We start from the raw sequence: 21848 nt of genomic DNA on the forward strand, positions 1-21848 counted from the left end.
GAATTTATGTTGAAACCGACCCCGCTGATCCCGCAAGAAATCTATCTTCTCGAACGCTACAGCTCGCTCGATTACTTCGGGCGGATGCGCGACGCCTTCGAGGCCTGCGTCAAGGCTGCCGAGAATGCCTTGGCAGAGTTCATGAAACACCTGCCGCCGGATTATCGAAATCAACCGCTATGGAAACAGCCGGATGCCGTCTGGGGGGAGCGGGTGATTCCAAACATACAATTTTCTCTACAGGGCGTCTTCAACGGATACATCCGGCTTAGTCACGAAGACTTTGAAGGTCTCGCGTTGTCTGGCAATGTCACTGCTTCTTTTGCAGCAATCCAGCGCGACTACGATAACGAATGGATGCCCGAACCCTTTGTGACGGAATACGATGCGAACGAACGGATTGCCCGAAGGCTCGCCTCCAATATCTTCTACACCCAGCAAGGGAATTGGCACATCGGGGATTTATCCTATGACTATAATTCTGCCCGTGGCCCGCTTGATGCCCCCGAAAGCTGGCCCATCTACCGCCTGAACCATGCCATCACCGTCAAAACCGACGACAAGGTTCCACAAAGCGGCGTTTACCTCCCCAATGCCCCCAATAGTGCCGCCCAATTTCTGATCAAAGGCTACGAAGCTTGGCGCGCCTATGTCCAGCCCACGCCCGAGGAGCTTACCCCTTCTGGCTATTTCAAGAACCCGACCATCCGCCAAGACTGCACCTGGACCCTGGTCGAGCGCGTTGCCGATAGCGGCGGCGGTACTGGTTTCGGTCCGCAAGGGGATGCCGGAGGCGCAATCCGCCGTCCGAACGTTGCCGCCGGCCAATCCTGCCCCGAAGCCGGCTGGTGGTTTACACCGGCGCAAGCCAATTCCCGCCGCTTCTTCAAACAAGGCGAAGTGATGCCCTCTCTGGGCGGCGACTACGGCCTGACCTTCTGGCAATGGTCGCCGGACCAGTCGGCGCCAAAGTTGTAGGAACACCTGAGTTCGGCTCCAAACGCCAACACTCGGTGACAGTGGTGGCCACGCACGCCCGGCACCGCCCCGTCCGCTTCAGGTACCTATCCGAGAATGCGCCGAAAGCATTCACTGAAGGCAATAGTGAGCTTGCCCAAGAAAGATGTGCGGCCGACGATCTGCTTCCGCGCTGGCGACACTAGCTCGAACAACTACGGGCCAAGCCCCCATAGACAAAAACATAATAAGCATCGAATAATTTATTCTTTTTGCTTGTTAAACGAGCCCTTAGACTGAGCGCATCGATCTTCTCCTCAGGAATTATTCCCATGCGCAAATCAGTCATTGCGGCGGTATTCGCCGCAGCGCTCAGCATCGGCCAGGCATTCGCCCAGACCACGCTGCTCAACGTCTCGTACGATCCGACGCGCGAGCTGTACAAGGACTTCAACGCCGCCTTCAACAAGCATTGGCAGGGCAAGACCGGTCAGACGGTGAATATTCGCCAGTCGCATGGCGGCTCCGGCAAACAGGCGCGTTCGGTTACCGACGGCCTGGAAGCCGATGTCGTCACCCTCGCCCTTGGCTACGACATCGATGCGCTCGCCGAGCGCAAGCTGATCCCGGCCGATTGGCAGAAACGCTTCCCGAACAATTCCTCACCCTACACCTCGACCATCGTTTTCCTGGTCCGCAAGGGCAACCCGAAAGGTATCAAGGACTGGGGCGATCTGGCCAAGCCCGGCGTCGGGGTCATCACCCCGAACCCGAAAACCTCGGGCGGCGCCCGCTGGAACTATCTGGCGGCATGGGCCTGGGCGTTGAAGCAGCCGGGCGGCAACGAGCAGAAGGCCAAGGAACTGCTCACCGCCATTTTCCGGAACGTACCGGTACTCGACTCCGGAGCGCGCGGCTCAACCACCACCTTTGTCGAACGCGGCCTCGGCGACGTGCTGATCGCCTGGGAAAACGAGGCGCAACTGGCGGTCAATGAAATCGGCAAGGACCGCTTCGAGATCGTCGCCCCCAGCCTGTCGATTCTCGCCGAACCGCCGGTCGCCGTGGTCGACAAGGTCGTCGAGAAACGCGGCACCCGGCTGACGGCCCAGGCCTATCTCGACTACCTGTACTCCGAGGAAGGCCAGAACATCGCCGCCAAGCACTATTACCGGCCGTCCGACAGCAAGGTGGCCGCCAAATACGCAGCCCAGTTCCCGAAAATAAAACTGGTGACGATCGATAACACGTTCGGCGGCTGGCCTAACGCCCAGAAGATGCACTTCGCCGACGGTGGTACTTTCGACCAGATCTACCTCAAGAAGTAGCCATGGAAAAACACTGGAGCGACAAGGATATCGAGCTGACTGCCGACCGCTGCAAGGCCGTCGCTCATCCGCTCCGGCTGGCCATACTCTGCCTGCTGGGCCAGGGGGAACGCTCAGTCGGAGATATTTGCCGCGAACTGGGCACCACGCAGCCTAATATTTCGCAGCATTTGACCCAGCTCCATAACCAGCGCCTGCTCAAGTCGCGCAAGGAAGCCAACTTCGTCTACTACGCCATCGCCGACCAGCGCCTTAGCGAAATCATCGGCATGCTGCAAAAAATCTATTGCCCATGAAGGCAGTGCCCGAATAATGGGCACCCCGTACAAATCGTTTCTGCGACAAGGCACTAGCACCGCTACTCAGTTACTACTCCCAAGCTTATCCACAGGAAATGGGGATAAGCTTGGGTAGCGAATTTTGCCCGACCAGTGGTCCCAAACCATATGCATCGGCCATCCGAAGCAAAATCCCGGTGCGCTTGACGACTGGTTCAGCAAGGTCAATCAGCCTAACAACCAATGACTGTTGCCCGCTTATCACAAGGCACAGGATCAACATGGCAACCAGAACCGGCCCTCTCCATTGCGTCTCCGGAGTTGGGCCCTCGATCTTTCTGGAGATATCTGCTTACAAATAGCGGTACGTCCGCAATGCGCCTGATGCGTTATTCAGGTACTTGCTGCTTAGTTCAACGCTGATGGCACGGCTTATGCGTGACAGGATCAAGACGCGCAATCCAGGCGGATTCAGCCAGAGGAGAACAAAATGACCTCAGATAAAGACAACGTATACCTCGGCCGCCAGCCCATTTTTGATCGCCAGCAACATCTGGTGGCTTACGAACTGCTGTACCGTTCCGGCGAGTTCGCGGAGGCGCACGTTACCGACAATGCGCAAGCCACTGCCGAGGTTATTCGGCGGAGCTTCAAACGGATCGGCATAAATACCGTACTGGGCGAATCCGCCGGCTTCCTCAATGTCGATGCCGAAATGCTTTACAGCCGCCACCTCGACGCCTTGCCGGTCAATCGCCTGGTGCTGGAACTGCTCGAAACCGTGGAGATCGACGACGGGATTATCGAACGCTGTCGCGAACTGAAGCAGCGCGGCTTCCGCCTGGCCCTCGACGATGTGTCTTCGTATGACGACCGCCTTGCCCCCCTGTTAGAAATGGCCGATATCATCAAGATCGACTTGGCCATGCTTGACCAGGCCGGGCTCGCCGCCCTCGTCCGACGACTCAAGCCATACACCGGAAAATTGCTGGCGGAAAAAGTCGAGACCTGGGAGCGCGTCCACGAATGCATGGCGTTGGGCTTTCAACTCTTCCAGGGTTTTATCCTCGCCCGCCCCAGCATCCTGGTTTCCTGAGACGAACCGGCAGACAATGCTTGGCGGAGATAGACTCTGACTGCCATCATTCCAGCCACTTAGAACAGGAACCAAATCTTGAAAAATCACCCTATCCGCATCGGCTTAGCCTTGGGCAGCGGCTCGGCCAGAGGCTGGTCGCACATTGGCGTGATCAGGGTTCTGGAGCAAGCCGGAATTTCGCCCGAAATCATTTGCGGCACCTCGATCGGCTCGCTGGTCGGGGCGGCCTATGCCGCCGGCAAACTGGACAGTCTGGAGCTCTGGGTAAAGGAGTTGAGCTGGCAGGCCGTAGTCGGACTGCTCGACCTGAAAATGGGGGGCGGGCTGATCGAAGGCGGCAAACTTGTCGGTTTTCTGCGCAAACAGTTGGACGATCAAGGCATCGAGGAACTGACCAAAACCTTCGCCTGCGTCGCGACCGACCTGGCCAACGGTCGCGAAACCTGGCTGCGCGAGGGATCGGTGGTTGACGCCGTGCGTGCTTCGATCGCCATGCCAGGCCTGTTTACCCCGGTATTGCGGGAGGGGCGAATGCTGGTGGACGGTGGCCTGGTCAATCCGGTGCCTGTCTCCCTGTGCCGGGCCATGGGTGCGGATGTCGTCATCGCCGTGGACCTGAACTGGGATCTACTCGGCCAACGCAAACGCCTTTCCAGCCAAGCCAGGACAGAGTTGGTGCCGACCACGAATGGCAAGCTCAATGGACTCCTTGCCAGGCTTCGACCGTCGAACTGGATGAACGGTGAGTCGCAAGCACTCAAGGCCATGCCTTCGATGCTCGACGTCGTCAGCACCAGCCTGAACATCATGCAGGTCCGCATTACCCAGAGCCGACTGGCCGGCGAACCGGCCGATGCGATGATTCGTCCGAAATTATCCACCATTGCCGCGATGGACTTCCATCGCGCCGAGATCGCGATCGCCGAAGGCGAACGTGCCGCGCGGCACGCCCTGCCAATGATTCAGGAACTGCTCGGCTGATCGGAAAGGCGAAGACCTGTTCGCCCTTGATCGCCAGAACCGAACGGTCTGGCTGCCATCTAATCGACTGAATGATCAGCTCATAGGCTGGAGGTCGTGATGGGGCAACGATGTTTCCCACAGTGGCAACCGGGGTATAGCGTAGGGAACTGGGTGCTGGACAACCAGCACAAGAAGCTGCTGACCCTTTGCCAACACGTGATCGACTGGCAGACAGAGGAGGACGATCTGGGCATTTTCCGGTTTCGTACCATTCTCGACGATCTGCAGGATTACGCCGATGACCACCTCCGCACGGAAGAGGCGCTACTCGCCAAGTGCGGCTTTCCGTTGCTGGCGGGACATAAGGCGGAGCACGCCTCACACCGGCGCCAGCTCAATGAATTCCTGAGGTCGGCAAGCCACGGAGAGCTCGACCAAGAAGGACTCAGTCGCTATTTGTCGGACTGGTGGGTCGCACATATTCTGGAGTCCGACAAACAATACACGGCCTACATTCAACGCTTTCGCTAAACGTCAAACATGATTGTCGGTAGCAGGAAACCCGGGAAAGCCGGCGTTATCCCGTCGGCTTTCCCGGTTGCGACGCTGTTTCTGGCCACGGGCCATGATCAAACCCAATTCGACCGGGGAAGGTTGGCTTTCGCCAGAACCCGGTCGAGAAAGGCTGAATAGCTAAAAACTGCCGTTTAGCGCGACAGAATCCAGCCGCACAGATTCTTCATTTCGTTCTGATCCTTGGTATCGATGATCTTGTGATCTTCCTCGCTGCCGTCCTCGAGCTTCACCTTCAAGCCGGAGGTGATGTTCTTGATGCACTTTTCTTCCCCATCCGGCTTGCCCTTGAATTTGGCGGCAATCTTCTGGTAGGAGGGACCTTTCTTGGTCTTGTCGACCGCATGGCACTTGAAGCAATCGTTCTTCTTGGCCAGCGCCTTGGCGGCTTCTTCATCGACAGCCGCGTGAGCCGGAACCAGACCGGAAAGCGCAAAAAGCAAGGATCCGGTGAGGAAAAGTGAGTGTGCGGTTTTCATTACAGATATCTCCAGTGGGGCGGCCAGCGTGCCGCATATAAGTGATAACGCAGACGACGTCCTCCTGTTGACGGAACATCGGCCGCAGTTACAAAGGAATACAAATTAAGAGCGGCTTGATCGTTGCGGTGACAGGGTATCGGCTGCTGGCTATGACCTTAGCTGCCAATCCCTGAAATGAAAAGCCCCGGCGCGACTCCGCGAATGAAGAAGCACCGCCGGCACCATGATGCCGGGAGCCGGTGAGCCGCCTAGTGCTACGCCCCGAACAGACCAGCCAGCGCTATTCCCGACAGCACGCCTCCTCAGCAGCATTCTGCAACGCAACCTCGGTGCGCAGTGTGTTGTAACCGGGCTGGGCGCTGTAGCTGCATTCGCCGCTGCCGTTACCGACCCCGCCGAGCAGCGGGCAGGCGCCAAACAGTTCGGCCACCCAGTCGACGAAGGCCCGCACCTTGGGCGACAGGTGGCGATTCTGCATGTAAGCCACCGAGATCGGCATCGGCGACGGCGACAGTTGCGGCAAGACTTCGACCAGGGCGCCCGATTCAAGCTGCGGCAGCACCATGAAGCGCGCTGGCTGGATCATGCCGAAGCCCTGCAGGCCGCAGGCGACATAGGCTTCGCTGTCGTTGACCGAAACGCTGCCGCGCATCTTGACCGGCATGGACTGGCCATCGACGATGAAGTCCCAGTCGAAGTCGCGGCCGGTACGGCTGGAGAAATACTGCACGGCCCGGTGCTGCTGCAGGTCGTCGATGCAGGTCGGCACACCGTAACGTTCGAGATAGTCCGGTGCGGCGCAGGTGATCATCTTCAGCGTCCCGATGCGGCGGGCGACCAGCGTCGAATCCTGTAGCTCGCCGGCACGGATGACGCAATCGACCGCTTCGCGCACCAGGTCGACCATGCGGTCGCCCATGCCGATGACCAGTTCGACTTCCGGGTAGCGTTCATGGAATTCGGAGAGGCGAGGAATCAGGATCAGGCGACCGATCGGCGATGGCACGTCGATGCGCAGCCGCCCTTTCGGACCGCGCGCCACGTCCCGGAACGAGGACTCGGTTTCCTCGACTTCGCCGAGGATGCGGGCACAGTGCTCGTAGTAGGCGGCGCCATCGGGCGTCAGGCTGATCCGTCGCGTCGTGCGGTTGAGCAGGCGCACCTGGAGCAGGGCTTCGAGGTTCTGGATGATGGTCGTCACCGTCGCCCGCGGCAGGCCGAGATGGTCGGCAGCCCGGGTAAAACTGTTGGCATCCACGACCTGCGTGAACACCTGCATGGCTTGAAAACGGTCCATCGTCACCCTTTCCGATTCAACACGATTGTTTGCTGCTGTTGAATAGTATTGTCGAAATACAGGTATTTATCCAGCCAAACATAACTTCCAGAATAGCTCCATCCCAACTTTCGGCAGCCCCACTGCCCCGAACGCGATGGCAGCAGCAACCCCGACGACGACCAGGCAGCCCCAAGATCTGGTCATTCCCGGCCCGGCCGGGCCGCTGGCCCTGCGCCTCTACCGGCCGAGCCGGATTACGGCCGCCTTGCCCGTCGTCCTCTACTTTCACGGCGGCGGTTTCGTCAGCGGCAACCTCGACGATGCCGACCAGCCGGCCAGCTACATCGCCGAGCACGGCCCGGCCCTGGTCCTCGCCGTCGGCTACGCACTGGCCCCAGCCCGGCCCTTCCCGGCTGCGCCGGAAGATGCCCATGCCGCGGCGCTGTGGGCTACCGCCCATGCCGCCGAACTGGGCGGCGACCCAGCCCGCCTGGCGGTCGCCGGCGACGATGCCGGCGGCAACCTGGCTGCCGCGCTGACCCTGATCGCCCGCGACCGCAACGGCCCGGCGATCGCCGCCCAGGTGCTGGTCGGGCCGATGCTCGACCCGAGCATGACCCGCCTCGGCGACGGCATCCGGCTCAATTCCGACCTCAGCGCCGCGACCTGTGCCGCCTGCTACCGCCAGTACCTGCCGCAGTCCCACCAGCGTCTGCATCCCTACGCCTCGCCGCTGGCCTCGGTGCGTCAGGCCGGCCTGCCGCCGGCGCTGATCGTCACCGCCGAATGCGACGTGCTGCACAACGAAGCCGAGAAATACGCCGCGGCACTGATCGCCGCCGGCGTGCCGACCCAAGTCGTGCGCTTTGCCGGCGTCAATCACGCCGCGCTGGCCGGCCACCGTCCCGCCCTCGACGAGATTGCCCATTTCCTGCGCCACCGGCTGCGGGAGGCCGGCGAACCCGCCCCCAACAAAACCCGAAATCCCATTTGACCCCGAGAGGAATCGCCATGTCCCAACAACACAAACGCCTCGCCCTCGCCGCCGCCCTCGCCGGCCTGTTCAGCCTCGGTGGCGGTCTCGCCGTCTATCACGGCCAGGCCGGCGCTGCCCCGGTCGCTGCCGCGCCGGCCGCCGCCACGGTCGATGTCGCCGAAGTCGCCAGCCGCGCCGTCACCGAGTGGCAGCAATACTCCGGTCGCCTCGAAGCCGTCGAGCGGGTCGAGATCCACCCGCAGGTTTCCGGCATCCTGACCGCCGTGCATTTCAAGGACGGCAGCCTGGTCAAGAAGGGCGAGCTGCTATTCACCATCGACCCGCGCCCCTTCGCCGCCGAAGTCGCCCGCGCCGAAGCCCAGCAGGCCGCGATGGAGGCCCGCGTCGCCTACACCGCCAGCGACCTGGCGCGCGGCGAGCGGCTGTTGGCCGAGAATGCCATCGCCCGCCGCGATTTCGACGAGAAGCAGAACGCCGCCCGCGAAGCCAAGGCCAACCTGCAGGCCGCTAGGGCGGCGCTCAACGTCGCCCAGCTCAACCTCGAATACACCCGCATCACGGCGCCGATCGCCGGCCGCGTCTCGCGGGCCGAAGTCACGGTCGGCAACCTGGTCGCTCCCGGCAACGGCCCGGCCCTGACTTCGCTGGTCTCGGCCGACCGCATCTATGCCGCCTTCGACGTCGACGAGCAGAGCTACCTGAAGGTGGTTAACGGCCGCCAGGGCAAGGCCCTGCCCATTCACCTCGGGCTGGCCGACGACGAGGGTTACTCGCGGGAAGGCCGGCTGAGCTCGGTGGACAACCGCCTTGACAGCACCTCCGGCACCATCCGCCTGCGCGCCCTGGTCGACAACCCGGACGGCAAGCTGGTCCCCGGCCTCTACGCCCGCATCCGGCTCGGCGCCGCCAGCCAGCGCGACGCGCTGCTGATCGACGAGAAGGCGGTCGGCACCGACCAGGCCAAGCGCTTCGTGCTGGTCGTCGGCGAAGGCAACCAGACGGCCTATCGCGAAGTGCAGCTGGGCAGCGTGCAGGATGGTCTGCGCGTCGTCGAAAGCGGCCTCAAGGCCGGCGAACGTATCGTGGTCAACGGCCTGCAGCGTGTGCGTCCGGGCGACCCGGTGACCCCCAACATCGTGCCGATGGGCGGCGTTGCGCCGGCCGTGGCCAAGGGCTGAGGAGCAAGGGCCATGAACATTTCAAAATTCTTCATCGACCGGCCGATCTTCGCCGGCGTGCTCTCCATCCTGCTGCTGCTGGCCGGCGTGCTGGCGCTGTTCCAGCTGCCGATCTCGGAGTATCCGGAAGTCGTGCCGCCCTCGGTGGTGGTGCGTGCCCAGTACCCTGGCGCCAACCCCAAGGTGATCGCCGAAACGGTGGCCTCGCCGCTCGAGGAGTCGATCAACGGCGTCGAGAACATGCTCTACATGCAGTCGCAGGCCAACAGCGACGGCAACCTGACGGTGACGGTCAATTTCAAGCTCGGCGTCGATCCCGACAAGGCGCAGCAGCTGGTGCAGAACCGCGTCTCGCAGGCGCTGCCCCGCCTGCCCGAGGATGTCCAGCGCCTCGGTGTGACGACCATCAAGAGCTCGCCGACGCTGACCATGGTGGTGCACCTGATCTCGCCCGACGACCGCTATGACATGACCTACCTGCGCAATTACGCGGTGCTCAACGTCAAGGACCGGCTGGCTCGCATCCAGGGCGTCGGCGAAGTCGGCCTGTTCGGTTCCGGCAACTACGCTATGCGCGTCTGGCTCGATCCGCAGAAGGTCGCCCAGCGCGGCCTGACCGCGGCCGAGGTGGTGCGCGCCATCCGCGAGCAGAACGTGCAGGTCGCGGCCGGCGTCATCGGCGCCTCGCCGAGCGCCGCCGACGTGCCATTGCAGTTGAACGTCAATGCCCAGGGCCGCCTGCAAAGCGAAGGCGAATTCGGCGAGATCGTGCTCAAGACCTCGCCGGACGGTGCCGTCACGCGCCTGGCCGACGTCGCCCGCATCGAGCTGGCGGCCTCCGAATACGGCCTGCGCTCCTTGCTTGACAACAAGCCGGCGGTGGCCATTCCCATCTTCCAGGCGCCGGGCGCCAACGCCCTCGATGTCTCGGCCAAGGTGCGCGAGGCGATGGCCGAGCTGTCCAAGGACTTCCCTGCTTCGGTCGAGTACCGCATCGTCTATGACCCGACCCAGTTCGTGCGGGCCAGCATCAAGGCCGTCGTCCATACCCTGCTCGAAGCCATCGCGCTGGTCGTGCTGGTCGTCATCGTCTTCCTGCAGACCTGGCGCGCCTCGATCATCCCGCTGCTCGCCGTGCCGGTCTCCATCGTCGGCACATTCTCGCTGCTGCTCGGTTTCGGCTATTCGATCAACGCCCTGTCGCTGTTCGGCATGGTGCTGGCGATCGGCATCGTGGTCGATGACGCCATCGTCGTCGTCGAAAACGTCGAGCGCAACATCGAGGCCGGGCTGACGCCGCGCGAAGCCACCTACCGGGCGATGCGCGAAGTTAGCGGGCCGATCATCGCCATCGCCCTGACGCTGGTCGCCGTCTTCGTGCCGCTCGCCTTCATGACCGGCCTGACCGGCCAGTTCTACAAGCAGTTCGCGATGACCATCGCCATCTCAACGGTGATCTCGGCCTTCAATTCGCTGACCCTGTCGCCGGCGCTGGCTGCCATGCTGCTCAAGGGCCACGGCGAAAAGCCGGACTGGCTGACCCGGCAGATGAACCGCTTCTTCGGCCGCTTCTTCGCCGCCTTCAACCGCTTCTTCGGTCGTGCCTCCGAGAACTACGGCCGCGGCGTCACCGGCGTGATCGGTCGCAAGGCCTCGGCGATGGGCGTCTATGCCGTGCTGCTCGGCCTCACCGTCGGCATCTCCTATCTGGTGCCCGGCGGCTTCGTGCCGGCCCAGGACAAGCAGTACCTGATCAGCTTCACGCAGTTGCCGAACGGCGCCTCGCTCGACCGCACCGAGGCGGTGATCCGCAAGATGGGCGAAATCGCCCTCGCCCAGCCCGGCGTCGAAAGCGCCGTCGCCTTCCCCGGCCTGTCGATCAACGGCTTCACCAACAGTTCGAGCGCCGGCATCGTCTTCGCGACATTGAAACCCTTCGATGAACGGCGCAGCCCGGAACTCTCGGCCGGCGCCATCGCCGGCGCGCTGAACCAGAAGTATGCGGCGATCCAGGAAGCCTTCATCGCCGTCTTCCCGCCGCCGCCGGTCATGGGCCTGGGCACGGTCGGCGGCTTCAAGCTGCAGATCGAGGATCGTGGCGCCGTCGGCTATGCCGAGCTGAATGCCGCCGCCAACGCCTTCATGGCAGCCGCGGCCAAGGCGCCGGAACTGGGGCCGATGTTCTCCAGCTACCAGATCAACGTACCGCAGCTCGACGTCGATCTCGACCGCGTCAAGGCCAAGCAGCAGGGGGTTTCGGTGACCGACGTCTTCGACACCATGCAGATCTACCTCGGTTCGCTGTACGTGAACGACTTCAACCGCTTCGGCCGTACCTACCAGGTCCGCGCCCAGGCCGATGCGCCCTTCCGCGCCCACCCGGAAGACATCCAGCAATTGAAGACGCGCAACAACCAGGGCGAAATGGTGCCGCTTTCCTCCTTGGTCAAGGTGCGCTCGACCTTCGGCCCGGAAATGGTCGTCCGCTACAACGGCTACACCGCTGCCGACATCAACGGCGGCCCGGCCCCCGGCTATTCCTCGGCCCAGGCCGAGGCGGCGGCCGAACGCATCGCGGCGGAAACCCTGCCGCGCGGCGTGCGCTTCGAATGGACCGACCTGACCTACCAGAAGATCCTGGCCGGCAACGCCGGCATCTGGGTGTTCCCGATCAGCCTGCTGCTCGTCTTCCTGGTGCTGGCCGCCCAGTACGAAAGTCTGACCCTGCCGCTGGCGGTGATCATGATCGTGCCGATGAGCATCCTGGCGGCGCTGACCGGCGTCTTCCTGACCGGCGGCGACAACAACATCTTCACCCAGATCGGGCTGATGGTGCTGGTCGGGCTGGCCTGCAAGAACGCCATTCTGATCGTCGAGTTCGCCCGCGAGCTTGAATTGCAGGGCGCGACGCCGCTGCAGGCGGCGATCGACGCCAGCCGGCTGCGCCTGCGCCCGATCCTGATGACCTCCATCGCCTTCATCATGGGCGTCATCCCGCTCGTCACCTCGACCGGCGCCGGTGCCGAAATGCGCCACGCCATGGGCATCGCCGTCTTCTTCGGCATGCTCGGCGTGACCTTCTTCGGCCTGTTCCTGACCCCGGTTTTCTATGTCTTGCTGCGCACGCTGGACAAGCGCCACAAGCTGCATTCGGCCACCCACCACGAGGCACCGATTGCCCCGGCCCATACCGCCCCCCAGAGCGCGGCCTGAGCCGCAGGAGATACGACATGAACTACTTGCTCCCCTACCCGCCCCGGGCCGCTGCTGCGGCGCCCCTGGAAACGCCAACCCGCCCAGCCCACCGGGCAAGCGCCATCAAACTGTTCCCGCTGCTCGCCGCGCTGCTGACGCTGGCCGGCTGCTCGCTGGCCCCGACCTACCAGCCACCGACGGTGGACGCCCCGGCCGCCTTCAAGGAGGCGACCGCCACCGGCCCGTGGAAAACCGCCGAGCCGGCCGAGAACATCCCGCGCGGCGAATGGTGGAAGGCCTTCGCCGACCCGACGCTGGACGACCTGGAAACCCGGGCCGCTGCCGCCAACCAAGACCTCAAGGCCGGCGCCGCCCGCCTGGCCCAGGCCCGGGCCTTGCAGCAGAACGCCCGCTCGGCCCTCTTCCCGCAGATCGGCATCGGCGCCGGGCCAACCCGGCAAAGACCGTCGCCGGCTTCGCAAGGGCTGGCCGCCGATGCCGACACCAGCATATCGACGCTGTGGCGGGCGCAAGGCACGGTCGCCTACGAGGCCGATCTGTTCGGCCGGGTCAGCAGCGGCGTCGATGCCGCCAAGGCCACGACCGAGCAGCGCGAAGCACTCTTCCGTTCACTGCAGCTGGCCATCCAGGCCGACGTCGCCCAAGCCTACTTCTCGCTGCGCGAACTCGACGCCCTGGCCGCGATGTACGCCGAGACGGTGACCCTGCGCGAGCAAAGCACCAAGCTCTTCCAGCGCCGTTTCGACGAAGGCGATATCAGCGAGCTGGAATTGGCCACCTCGCGCACCGAACTCGCCTCGGCCCGTTCCGAAGCGCTCGGCGTCGCCCGCCAGCGCGCCGTGGCCGAACACAGCCTGGCCATCCTGCTCGGCCAGGCGCCGGCCGCCTTCGCGCTGCCGCCGCGCCCGCTCGACCGGGTAACGTTGCGAGTACCGGCCGGCCTGCCCTCGGCCCTGCTCGAACGGCGTCCCGACATCGCCGCCGCCGAACGGGCGATGGCCGCCGCCAATGCCCGGATCGGCACGGCCCGCGCCGCCTTCTTCCCGCGCCTGAGCCTGACCGGGGCACTGGGTTACGAGTCGGCCGAACTGGGCGACCTCTTCAAGTGGAGCAGCCGCGCCTTCGTCATGGGGCCGCTGGTCGGCACCCTGCTCTCGCTGCCCATCTTCGACGGCGGCGCCCGCCAGGCCGGGGTCGATCAGGCCCACGCCGCCTACGCCGAAGAGGCCGCCAACTACCAGCAGACGGTACTCAAGGCCTTCAAGGAAGTCGAGGACAACCTGGCCCACCTGCGCCTGCTCGGCGACCAGACCCAGGCCCAGGACGACGCCGTGCAGTCGGCCCGGCGCGCCGCCAAGCTGTCGCAGATCCAGTATCGCGAAGGATCGGTCAGCCACCTCAACGTCATCAACGCCGACCGCAGCGTGCTGCAGCAGCAACGCGTCGCCGTCCAACTCGATGCCGAGCGGGCGCGGGCCACGGTGAACCTGATCCGTGCCATTGGCGGTGGCTGGGATTCAGGACCAGCGATGAGCATGGCCATGACTGCTCAAGGCGAAGGCGATAAGCAGTAGGCCAGACGGCGGACACTCTGGCGCGGCCCCTATTATTTTTTCACCGCCCCACAATATCCACGCCTGTGATTCGTCTACACAGGTATGGATACATCGCTTTCCCTTGCACCGCCTTACGAAAAGCTCCGCCTGATGGCCGATCAAAACCGACGCCTGACTGAAACGGTTGCCCGTGAAAGCGGGCGCCTGGGGAGCTTCATTCGTCAGCGCGTGCCCGATCCAGGCGAGGCGGAGGACATCCTGCAGGATGTCTTTTTCGACCTGGTCGAGGCCTGGCGCTTGCCGGAGCCCATCGAGCAGGCCGGCGCCTGGCTGTTTCGGGTGGCGCGGAATCGCATCGTCGACCGCTTTCGCAAGCGGCGCGAGGAACCCTTGCCAGTCACCCGGCCGGAAGAGAGCGACGAGGCGACGCATTGGCTGGAGAACGCCATGCCGGCCTGTGATGGAGGCCCCGAGGCGGCGCACCTGCGCCGTTTGTGGCTGGACGCCATCGCAACGGCCCTCGACGAGTTGCCGCCCGGGCCGCGCGACACCTTCATCGCCCATGAGTTGGATGGGCGCAGTTTCTAGGAAATGGCCGCCGAAAGCGGCGTGCCGCTGAACACCTTGCTCGGCTGGAAGCGGCAAGCGGTCCTGCACCTGCGCGACCGCCTCCGGCCCCTTTACGACGAACAATCTTGAACAAGGAATGACCATGATGAAATGCTCTACCGACCAATCCGGCTGCGCCTCGCGCTGCCTGAAGATCGGCCTACTGGCCGTGGCCGGCATCGCCGCCGTGACCTGGGTCGTCATGCAATTGTGGAACTGCCTGCTGCCCGATCTGTTCACCGGTGTTTCACGCATCGGCTACTGGCAGGCGCTTGGCGTGCTGCTACTCAGCCGGATTCTTTTCGGCGGCCTGCGCGGCGGCTGCCACGGCCATTGGCGTGAGCGCCGGGCGCACTGGGAAAGCCTGACGCCGGAAGAGCGCCAACAACTCAAGGGGCGCTTCCGTAGCCGCTGGAGCAACTGCTGTTCTTCGAGCAAGGCCGAAGCACCTGAGAACGTTAGCGACACGGGCGACAAGCCCGCCGCTAACGCCTGAGCACAAGACTAAAGCGAAACCTCTCCCATGTCCATGACCCAAGCTGCACATCAACCGTCGATCAGCCACCATGCCCTGCCGGGCCGCTTGCGCCGCGCCCTCTGGCGCCTTCTGCCCTTCATCGGCGGCCTGCATGCCTACATCGGCTGGCGCCTGCTGCCAGCCTTCGATTTCGGTGCGGCCGGCCTGGCGCTGGCGATTGGTGGGCTGGTGATTTCGACCTGCCTCGTGCCGATCGGCCTGGTGGCGCGCTTTCTCGTTGCCCGTCCGACGCTGACCGACCGGCTCAGCTGGCTGGGCGGTCTGGCGATGGGGCTGTTTTCCTCGGTGCTGGTGCTGACCGTGCTCCGCGATGTCGTACAGCTGCTGGCTGATGCCCCATCGCTGGCCGAACCGACGGCCATTGCCGTTCTAGGCCTGGCCAGCCTGTTCACGCTGGTCGGCTACGTCAATGCGCGGCGGCTCGCTCGCGTTGTAACGGTGGATATCCCATTGGCCAATCTCCCGCCAGAACTGGCCGGATTCACTATCGTCCAACTCAGCGACATCCACGTCGGGCCGACGATCAAGCACGAATATGTCCAGGCCATTGTCGACCGCGTCAATCAGCTTGATGCCGATCTGATCGCCATTACCGGGGATGTGGTCGATGGCAGCGTCGAGCAATTGCGCGCCCATACCGCGCCGCTTGGCAGCCTGCGCAGCCGGCATGGCAGCTATGTGGTGACCGGCAACCACGAGTACTACTCCGGGGCGACGGCCTGGATGCGTGAATTCGAGCGGATCGGACTGCGTGGCTTACATAATCGTCACGTCGTCATTGCCCACAGTGGCGCCCGATTCGTGCTGGCCGGGGTGACCGACTTTTCGGCCGGCGCCTTCGATGCGGCGCAGGCTAGCGATCCGAGTGCTGCACTGGCCGGCAGCCCACCCGACCTGCCGCGTATCCTTCTCGCTCACCAGCCGCGTTCGGCGAGCGCTGCCGAAGCTGCCGGCTTCGACCTGCAGCTTTCCGGCCACACCCACGGTGGCCAGTTCTGGCCGTGGAACCACTTCGTGCCGTTGCAGCAGCCCTTTACCGCCGGCTTGCACCGGCTCGGTCGGCTGATGGTTTACACCAGTCGTGGCACCGGCTACTGGGGGCCGCCCAAACGCTTTGGCGCGCCCTCGGAAATTACTCTTCTACGCCTGATCGCAGCCTAAAGGACGACTCTGGATTGGAGGCGCGCGCCGAATTGAAAAGCCTCTGCTCAGTCCGAGTTGCAGTCCGTTGTTGCTGGCAACAGACTGCGGCTATTGCCGCCATTCAGTTGTTAGCCCGTGGTCGTCAGCAATTGCTTGGAGACCTGCCGGTCAGTACCAAAGCACGGCGAACGGCAGCTTCCTTATTTGGCCAATGAGTGCTCCTTGCCCAAATGGACATAGCAACTGCTCCGTAGCGGTCGTTGACGACCTCACCCAAACCGGCCACAGGAAGCCGTTCCGGCCCACTTCTCTTAAGCAGTCACTCCGACTAAGGCGTTTCCGGAAAGCTGCCAGTGGGGCTGCGAGGTCGATACTTCCTTTAGGACTGACGGGGCGCACGGTGCGAGCTAACGCAGTGGTGCTACTCCCCGAGTAATTCGGCCACCGCCTCCAGTTCCTCCACATGCTGAGCCACCACCTTGATGATGACGGTGATCGGAATGCTGAGCAACATGCCCCACACGCCCCATAGCCAGGCCCAGAAGAGCAGTGAGACGAACACCGCAGCAGTATTCATTTTGGCAATCCGGCCCGTCATCCAGGTGGTAACAAATGTCCCCACCAATGTGGCGATCACCAGCGAAGCTCCGACGACGATTAGCGCCGTCGCAAAATCGTCGAACTGAATGAGGGCCGCCATGCCAAGGCCGACGGCCGCAACGGCCGGACCAAAGTACGGGATGATGTGAAGCAGACCTGCCGCCACCGCCCAGGCGCCTGCGTTCTCGAGGCCGATCCAGCGTAACGCGATCCATGTCAACAACCCGACCAGCACGTTGGTCGCCAAAAGCATGAACATGTAGCGCTGTATCGATTCATTGATGTCGTCAAGGAGGTGCACTGTGATCTTTCTCCGCGACAACGACGGCCCGGTGAGGCGCACCAGTTTTCGTTTGTACGTGTCCCCCGAGAGCAGCAGGAAGAAGGTCAGGAACAGCACCATCGACGTTTGGCCGATCAGGCCGACGGCACCCAAAGATCCGGCCAGTAGCCAATCACGAAGTTTGAGGCCGGGCACATCGAAGACAACGCGTGTCGCCTTCTGCGTTGGCGTTGGAGCTTCGCCAGTAGCCTGGTTGGTCGCCTTCTCTAAGGCGCTGGCGGCGTTTTGTACATTTTGCAGGGTGTTGCCGTGGCCTTTGTTCAGTCTGGCGAGTCCGGCTGACAATTTGCTCGCGGCGGAAGGCAACTGATCGAGGATCGTCTGAATCTGTCCACTCAAACCGTAAGCCCCGAGAGCCAGCGCGCAGATGACGCTGAGCATGACAATGGTAGTGCCAACGGCACGAACAACTCTGATCCGCTCCAAATACACCACAATGGGATTGAGCGTGTAGGAGAAAAGGATGCCGACCAGCAGGGAAATAATCAGAGCCTGCGCCCATTCCAAGGCAAAAATCACCGCCAGCGTGGCGAGGATGGTCAGTGCCAGCCCCCGTCGACTTCTCGGCATATGTCCGCTGAGCGACGGCGCCACTGCGTCGGGGCTCGAAGGCGAAGGACTATCCGCCCGACTTCCCGCTCCGGGTGTCGAGATTATTTTCATGGTAATGACACCTCAGTGGTCGCTAAGCGTGGCCGTCTCCGATCACCTGCGAATCATACTGTCGGCGCGTGAAATGCGAGAAATTACTTAGATTACTGGTTTCAGCAGATGATCAGTTGCAAGTGCTTTTTCCCGTACGAGGATGTACTCCGTTCGCTGGCACACACAGGTTTTACATTGGTACCGTTCTGCATTGCCGCGATCACTCACCGCGATGACAACACAGCAACAGTGGGTGACTAAGGTCGCCAGCGGAAAAGGGGGTGACAACACCAATTGACCGTAGGATCAACGGCACAAGTCTTATCCACGTGGCGCCCCTCGCTCATTGACGGTGACCGTCGTTGCGGGGCGTGTAGTCATCTGTATGTGATGTTCCCGGCCGCGAAAATCGCAGGAGACACCGTGGGCCGCTTTCTGGCGTCATTCTCGAGTCGTGCTATCTGCAACAACCTGCCGTAGCATCACCAAAATATTGACCTGTACGAACGGCTGGTAACACATTGCATACCGGCCAATCGGCTAAACATTTGCTCGGCCCACCCCTGAGCCTAAGATGATCGCTCATTCATCAACGCCTATCAGTAAGCTCATAGTCGATTAAGGGAATTTTTTGGAGACTCCAATGGATATGCCTTCGCACCAACTCACCATGACCGTCTTGATGACGCCAGACATGGCCAATTTTTCCGGCAATGTCCACGGTGGTGCACTCCTCAAACTGCTTGACCAAGTAGCCTATGCCTGTGCAAGCCGCTACGCAGGAACCTACGTGGTGACTCTTAGTGTCGATCAGGTAATGTTCCTCCAGCCTATTCATGTGGGCGAACTAGTCAGCTTTCTTGCTTCCATTAATTACACCGGCACGTCATCAATGGAAGTGGGGATCAAAGTCGTTGCTGAAAATATCCGTTCGCAAGAGGTTCGACACGTCAACAGTTGCTTCTTCACCATGGTTGCTGTGGATGATCAAAGCAATTCTGTTCCTGTCCCTGCATTAAGGCCATTTTCGCCCGACGAAAAGAGGCGGTTTGAGGCTGCCAGGATTCGCAAAGAACTACGGCGCGAACTCGCACAGCGATTCGATACGGCAAGAAAAGCAAAGCACTAACTGACAAGAACTCTTCTCAGTCAACGCTTCCGAAAACAACGAAGTTCCGCATCGCCCGCTCCTGGCCAGGTGCTTTAGTAGCCCTAAATCCACCACGGGTCTGACCCAGTATCTTCATCGTCATCCGTTTCGATCCCCTCGTCTTCACGTTCATCATTAAAAGGGTGGTCCGGTTTATGGGGGTGATGGATAGGGTCTTTGGGATTGGACGTGTCGGGCTCTATAGGTTGATGGCCCGGTGAAGTTGGCATAAATATTCCTTACTACAGTCATTCAATATCATTGGGAAGATATCCATATACAAGGTTGCAACTCATTGGACTGAATCGCCCCGGTTTCCGTGGAGGCCGGTTGGTTTAAGTCAGGCCACGATGGCGGCCTGATCGGCGAGTTGCCTGTAGTAGTTTGCCTCAGCTTCTGCGGGGGGGATATAGCCAATCGGTTCAAGCAGCCTGTGGTGGTTAAACCAAGACACCCATTCCAGAGTTGCCAGCTCCACGGATTCCCTGGTTTTCCAAGGGGCGCGCCGGTGGATCATCTCCGCCTTGTACAAGCCATTAATCGTCTCGGCTAGCGCGTTGTCGTAGCTGTCGCCCTTGCTGCCGACTGATGGCTCAATCCCGGCTTCGGCCAGTCGCTCGCTGTAGCGGATCGAGACGTACTGCGAGCCCCTGTCCGAGTGGTGGATCAAGGCCTCGTCGGGACTCGGCTGACGGGCGTACAGCGCCTGTTCCAGCGCATCGAGCACGAAGTCCGTATGCATGGAACTGCTCACTCGCCAACCCACGATACGGCGGGCAAAAACGTCGATGACAAAAGCCACATATAACCAGCCTTGCCAGGTCGAGACATAGGTGAAGTCCGAGACCCACAACTGATTGGGACGGTCGGCCTTGAACTGTCGATTGACCCGATCCAGCGGGCAAGCCGCTTTGCTGTCGCTGATCGTGGTGCGCACCACCTTGCCGCGCATGACTCCGCGCAAACCTTGACGCCGCATGAGTCGCTCGACCGTACAACGGGCCACCGCGATGCCTTCGCGGTTCAGTTGCCGCCAGACCTTGTCGGCACCATAGACCTGCAGGTTGGCCTGCCAGACGCGCTTGATCTCGGGCACTAACACCTCGTCACGCCGCACTCTCTGACTGCGCTGTTCAGGATTGCGCCGCCGAGCGACATGACGCCGGTAGCCCGACGGGGCAATCTGCAATTGCCTGCAGATCGGCTCGACCCCGAAGGCAGCACGATGCTCGTCGACGAAAGACCTCAAGACTTGAATCGGCGGTCGAGCTCCGCCTGGGCGAAAAACGCGCTGGCAAGCTTGAGGATCTCGTTGGCTTTGCGCAGCTCTTTGACCTCGCGCTCCAGTTCCTTGACACGCTTCTGGTCCGCCGTGGTCGGCCCTTCGCGCTGGCCGGCATCTCGTTCGTGCTGACGCACCCAGGTCAGCAGCGTCTGCGGCGTGCAACCGATCTTGACCGCAATGGATTCAACGGCTGACCACAGCGACGGATGATCGGCACGGCTTTCGGCAACCATGCGCACGGCGCGCTCACGAAATTCGGGGGAGAACTTAACTGACTTCTTCATGGCTCTATCTTCTCAAGAGTTAGAGCCTCCACCAAACCCGGGGCGATTCAGACATCCAGTTCAACGGAGAAAGTGATATTCGGATTTATACAAGCAGGTAGGGGCGCCTGGGCGGTCCGTCGGCAAATGCGGTTCGCCGCTGTATAGTTGAAGACCACCACTCATCTGAGCATTAGCCATGTTCGCTGTAATCGTCGCCCTCATTCTTCTTTCCGCCGGCGTGGCGGCTATCTATCTGATATTGAAGAATATGAGTGAAGATGGCATCGAGATTGCAGCGCCTGGGAGTTGCAAGCGGGGCCGCTGCGGAGCGCCGAGCCGTCCGCTGGTTGAGGAAGCCGAGGAAGCTCCACTACAGGCTGCGGATGTTGGTGATCAGGGCAAAGCGAATCCCTAAAGGGTTGCTTTAGTTGAAAGCTCAATGAGGCCATAACCGGTCTCTCAAAATTACGCTCCATAGCGGACACTCGCTTTTTCCTCACCGTCTGCCTCCTAAGACTTTCGCAGTTGTTGTAAATTTCGATGAAGGACGCCGCTTCTCGGCGCGGCGGACCTTCGCTGTCAGGAAGTCGCAATCTCGAGGGAGAGGTAACCAAACTAATGAAAACGCAGTATTACACCGCTTCAAGTGTTGATGGATTTATAGCAACCGAGGACGACTCGTTGGAGTGGCTGTTTCCACTTGGCGACCTGACTGACTCCAGCTATCCAAGTTTCATTGCTGAGGTCGGCGCGCTGGCTATGGGGGCCTCCACGTATGAATGGATGGTCCGTAATGCTGACAAGGTTGCAGCAGAGACCGGCTCGTCTTGGCCGTACTCCCAGCCTGTCTGGGTGTTTACCAGTCGCCAGCTCCCGGTAGTTGAAAGTTCAGACGTCAGGTTCGTAAAAGGCGATGTGCGCGAGGTTCACAAAGAGATGTGCGTAGCCGCCGGGGCAAAGAATATCTGGATTGTGGGAGGCGGAGACCTGGCTGGGCAGTTTCATGACGCAGGACTTCTGGATGAACTCATCATCCAAATTGGCTCCGTTACCCTGGGCAGAGGCAAGCAAGTCTTTCCACGCCGGGTCCTGAGTCCAACCCTGCGCCTTATTTCAGTTCGCCAGATGGGAGTTGGCATGGTTGAATTGCGATATGAGGTTGGAAAATAGCCCCACCCAACTATTCGCCTAAGTTTAAACGTTGAACGTCTGCTTCCCTTTGGAGGCTAGTTCCGCTTAGGGCACGTAGTGTGAGTTCGTCGGATCGAAAAGCTGCCGACCACCGCTTCTGATGACCGGACGGCGGGTAACCGCCGCATTGCTGACCGAAGTTGGAAGGGACTCGAACGGCCGGATTGGCACC

20 protein-coding genes and 1 other annotated feature are annotated in these 21848 nt (G+C 61.7%); of the genes, 16 read left to right on the forward strand and 4 right to left on the reverse strand.

Going from position 1 to position 21848, the window contains the following annotated elements:
• Window positions 1–6: 6 nt before the first annotated feature.
• The 6 genes from NQE15_RS16000 (at window position 7) to NQE15_RS16025 (ending at window position 5156) form a co-directional block, all read left to right on the forward strand.
• Window positions 7–978, forward strand: coding sequence for a hypothetical protein (locus NQE15_RS16000; RefSeq protein ID WP_265942652.1), 972 nt, complete (start codon window positions 7–9; stop codon window positions 976–978).
• Between the two features lie 311 nt (window positions 979–1289).
• Entirely contained in the window at window positions 1290–2285 is a 996-nt protein-coding gene (locus NQE15_RS16005) for a sulfate ABC transporter substrate-binding protein (protein WP_265942653.1), read from the forward strand.
• Between the two features lie 2 nt (window positions 2286–2287).
• A complete protein-coding gene (locus tag NQE15_RS16010) occupies window positions 2288–2581 on the forward strand; it encodes an ArsR/SmtB family transcription factor (protein WP_265942654.1) in 294 nt (97 codons plus the stop codon).
• Between the two features lie 472 nt (window positions 2582–3053).
• Window positions 3054–3659 (forward strand): EAL and HDOD domain-containing protein, encoded by a 606-nt coding sequence (locus NQE15_RS16015; protein WP_265942655.1) that lies wholly within the window; start codon window positions 3054–3056, stop codon window positions 3657–3659.
• 78 nt (window positions 3660–3737) lie between these two features.
• Window positions 3738–4643 carry a patatin-like phospholipase RssA gene (gene rssA / locus NQE15_RS16020; RefSeq protein ID WP_265942656.1) on the forward strand — a complete coding sequence of 302 codons (906 nt, stop codon included), beginning with the start codon at window positions 3738–3740 and terminating at the stop codon, window positions 4641–4643.
• Window positions 4644–4796: 153 nt separating this feature from the next.
• On the forward strand, window positions 4797–5156 hold the full coding sequence (locus NQE15_RS16025) for a bacteriohemerythrin (protein ID WP_416336471.1): 360 nt from the start codon (window positions 4797–4799) through the stop codon (window positions 5154–5156).
• 176 nt (window positions 5157–5332) lie between these two features.
• On the opposite strand, the gene NQE15_RS16030 is transcribed toward NQE15_RS16025, so the two are convergent.
• Window positions 5333–5677 (reverse strand): c-type cytochrome, encoded by a 345-nt coding sequence (locus NQE15_RS16030; RefSeq protein WP_265942657.1) that lies wholly within the window; start codon window positions 5675–5677, stop codon window positions 5333–5335.
• A 283-nt stretch (window positions 5678–5960) separates the two neighbouring features.
• Window positions 5961–6977 (reverse strand): LysR family transcriptional regulator, encoded by a 1017-nt coding sequence (locus NQE15_RS16035; RefSeq protein WP_265942658.1) that lies wholly within the window; start codon window positions 6975–6977, stop codon window positions 5961–5963.
• A 136-nt stretch (window positions 6978–7113) separates the two neighbouring features.
• On the opposite strand from NQE15_RS16035, the gene NQE15_RS16040 reads away from it, so the two are divergent.
• The 7 genes from NQE15_RS16040 to NQE15_RS16070 all read left to right on the forward strand — a co-directional run bounded on the left by NQE15_RS16040 (window position 7114) and on the right by NQE15_RS16070 (window position 16214).
• Entirely contained in the window at window positions 7114–7953 is an 840-nt protein-coding gene (locus NQE15_RS16040) for an alpha/beta hydrolase (protein ID WP_265942659.1), read from the forward strand.
• 17 nt (window positions 7954–7970) lie between these two features.
• Complete coding sequence (locus NQE15_RS16045) at window positions 7971–9134, forward strand: efflux RND transporter periplasmic adaptor subunit (RefSeq protein WP_265942660.1); 1164 nt, start codon at window positions 7971–7973, stop codon at window positions 9132–9134.
• 12 nt (window positions 9135–9146) lie between these two features.
• Window positions 9147–12347: an efflux RND transporter permease subunit gene (locus NQE15_RS16050; RefSeq protein WP_265942661.1), complete on the forward strand. Its 3201-nt coding sequence runs from the start codon at window positions 9147–9149 to the stop codon at window positions 12345–12347.
• A gap of 17 nt (window positions 12348–12364) precedes the next feature.
• The gene (locus NQE15_RS16055) at window positions 12365–13924 is read left to right on the forward strand and encodes an efflux transporter outer membrane subunit (RefSeq protein ID WP_265942662.1); all 1560 of its coding nucleotides are present in this window, start codon (window positions 12365–12367) and stop codon (window positions 13922–13924) included.
• 132 nt (window positions 13925–14056) lie between these two features.
• Complete coding sequence (locus NQE15_RS16060) at window positions 14057–14494, forward strand: RNA polymerase sigma factor (protein WP_265942663.1); 438 nt, start codon at window positions 14057–14059, stop codon at window positions 14492–14494.
• Between the two features lie 124 nt (window positions 14495–14618).
• On the forward strand, window positions 14619–15011 hold the full coding sequence (locus tag NQE15_RS16065) for a hypothetical protein (protein ID WP_265942664.1): 393 nt from the start codon (window positions 14619–14621) through the stop codon (window positions 15009–15011).
• 27 nt (window positions 15012–15038) lie between these two features.
• Complete coding sequence (locus tag NQE15_RS16070; protein ID WP_265942665.1) at window positions 15039–16214, forward strand: metallophosphoesterase; 1176 nt, start codon at window positions 15039–15041, stop codon at window positions 16212–16214.
• A 403-nt stretch (window positions 16215–16617) separates the two neighbouring features.
• On the opposite strand, the gene NQE15_RS16075 is transcribed toward NQE15_RS16070, so the two are convergent.
• On the reverse strand, window positions 16618–17802 hold the full coding sequence (locus tag NQE15_RS16075) for an AI-2E family transporter (RefSeq protein WP_265942666.1): 1185 nt from the start codon (window positions 17800–17802) through the stop codon (window positions 16618–16620).
• A gap of 625 nt (window positions 17803–18427) precedes the next feature.
• Here NQE15_RS16075 and NQE15_RS16080 point away from each other — a divergent pair.
• Complete coding sequence (locus NQE15_RS16080) at window positions 18428–18913, forward strand: acyl-CoA thioesterase (protein WP_265942667.1); 486 nt, start codon at window positions 18428–18430, stop codon at window positions 18911–18913.
• Between the two features lie 361 nt (window positions 18914–19274).
• On the opposite strand, the gene NQE15_RS16085 is transcribed toward NQE15_RS16080, so the two are convergent.
• Window positions 19275–20503, reverse strand: a protein-coding gene (locus NQE15_RS16085) for an IS3 family transposase (RefSeq protein ID WP_265941681.1) whose coding sequence is annotated in 2 segments (ribosomal slippage) — window positions 19275–20215 and window positions 20215–20503 — 1230 coding nt in all. Because the reading frame shifts where the segments join, the coding sequence is not laid out codon by codon here.
• Window positions 20109–20225: a sequence feature (AL1L pseudoknot), on the reverse strand. (Overlaps the previous gene by 117 nt.)
• A gap of 178 nt (window positions 20504–20681) precedes the next feature.
• Here NQE15_RS16085 and NQE15_RS16090 point away from each other — a divergent pair.
• Both NQE15_RS16090 and NQE15_RS16095 read left to right on the forward strand, forming a co-directional pair.
• A complete protein-coding gene (locus tag NQE15_RS16090; protein WP_265942668.1) occupies window positions 20682–20900 on the forward strand; it encodes a hypothetical protein in 219 nt (72 codons plus the stop codon).
• Window positions 20901–21025: 125 nt separating this feature from the next.
• Window positions 21026–21655 carry a dihydrofolate reductase family protein gene (locus NQE15_RS16095; protein WP_265942669.1) on the forward strand — a complete coding sequence of 210 codons (630 nt, stop codon included), beginning with the start codon at window positions 21026–21028 and terminating at the stop codon, window positions 21653–21655.
• Window positions 21656–21848 lie beyond the last annotated feature (193 nt).

The organism is Dechloromonas sp. A34 (assembly GCF_026261605.1).
Taxonomy (GTDB): Bacteria; Pseudomonadota; Gammaproteobacteria; order Burkholderiales; family Rhodocyclaceae; genus Azonexus.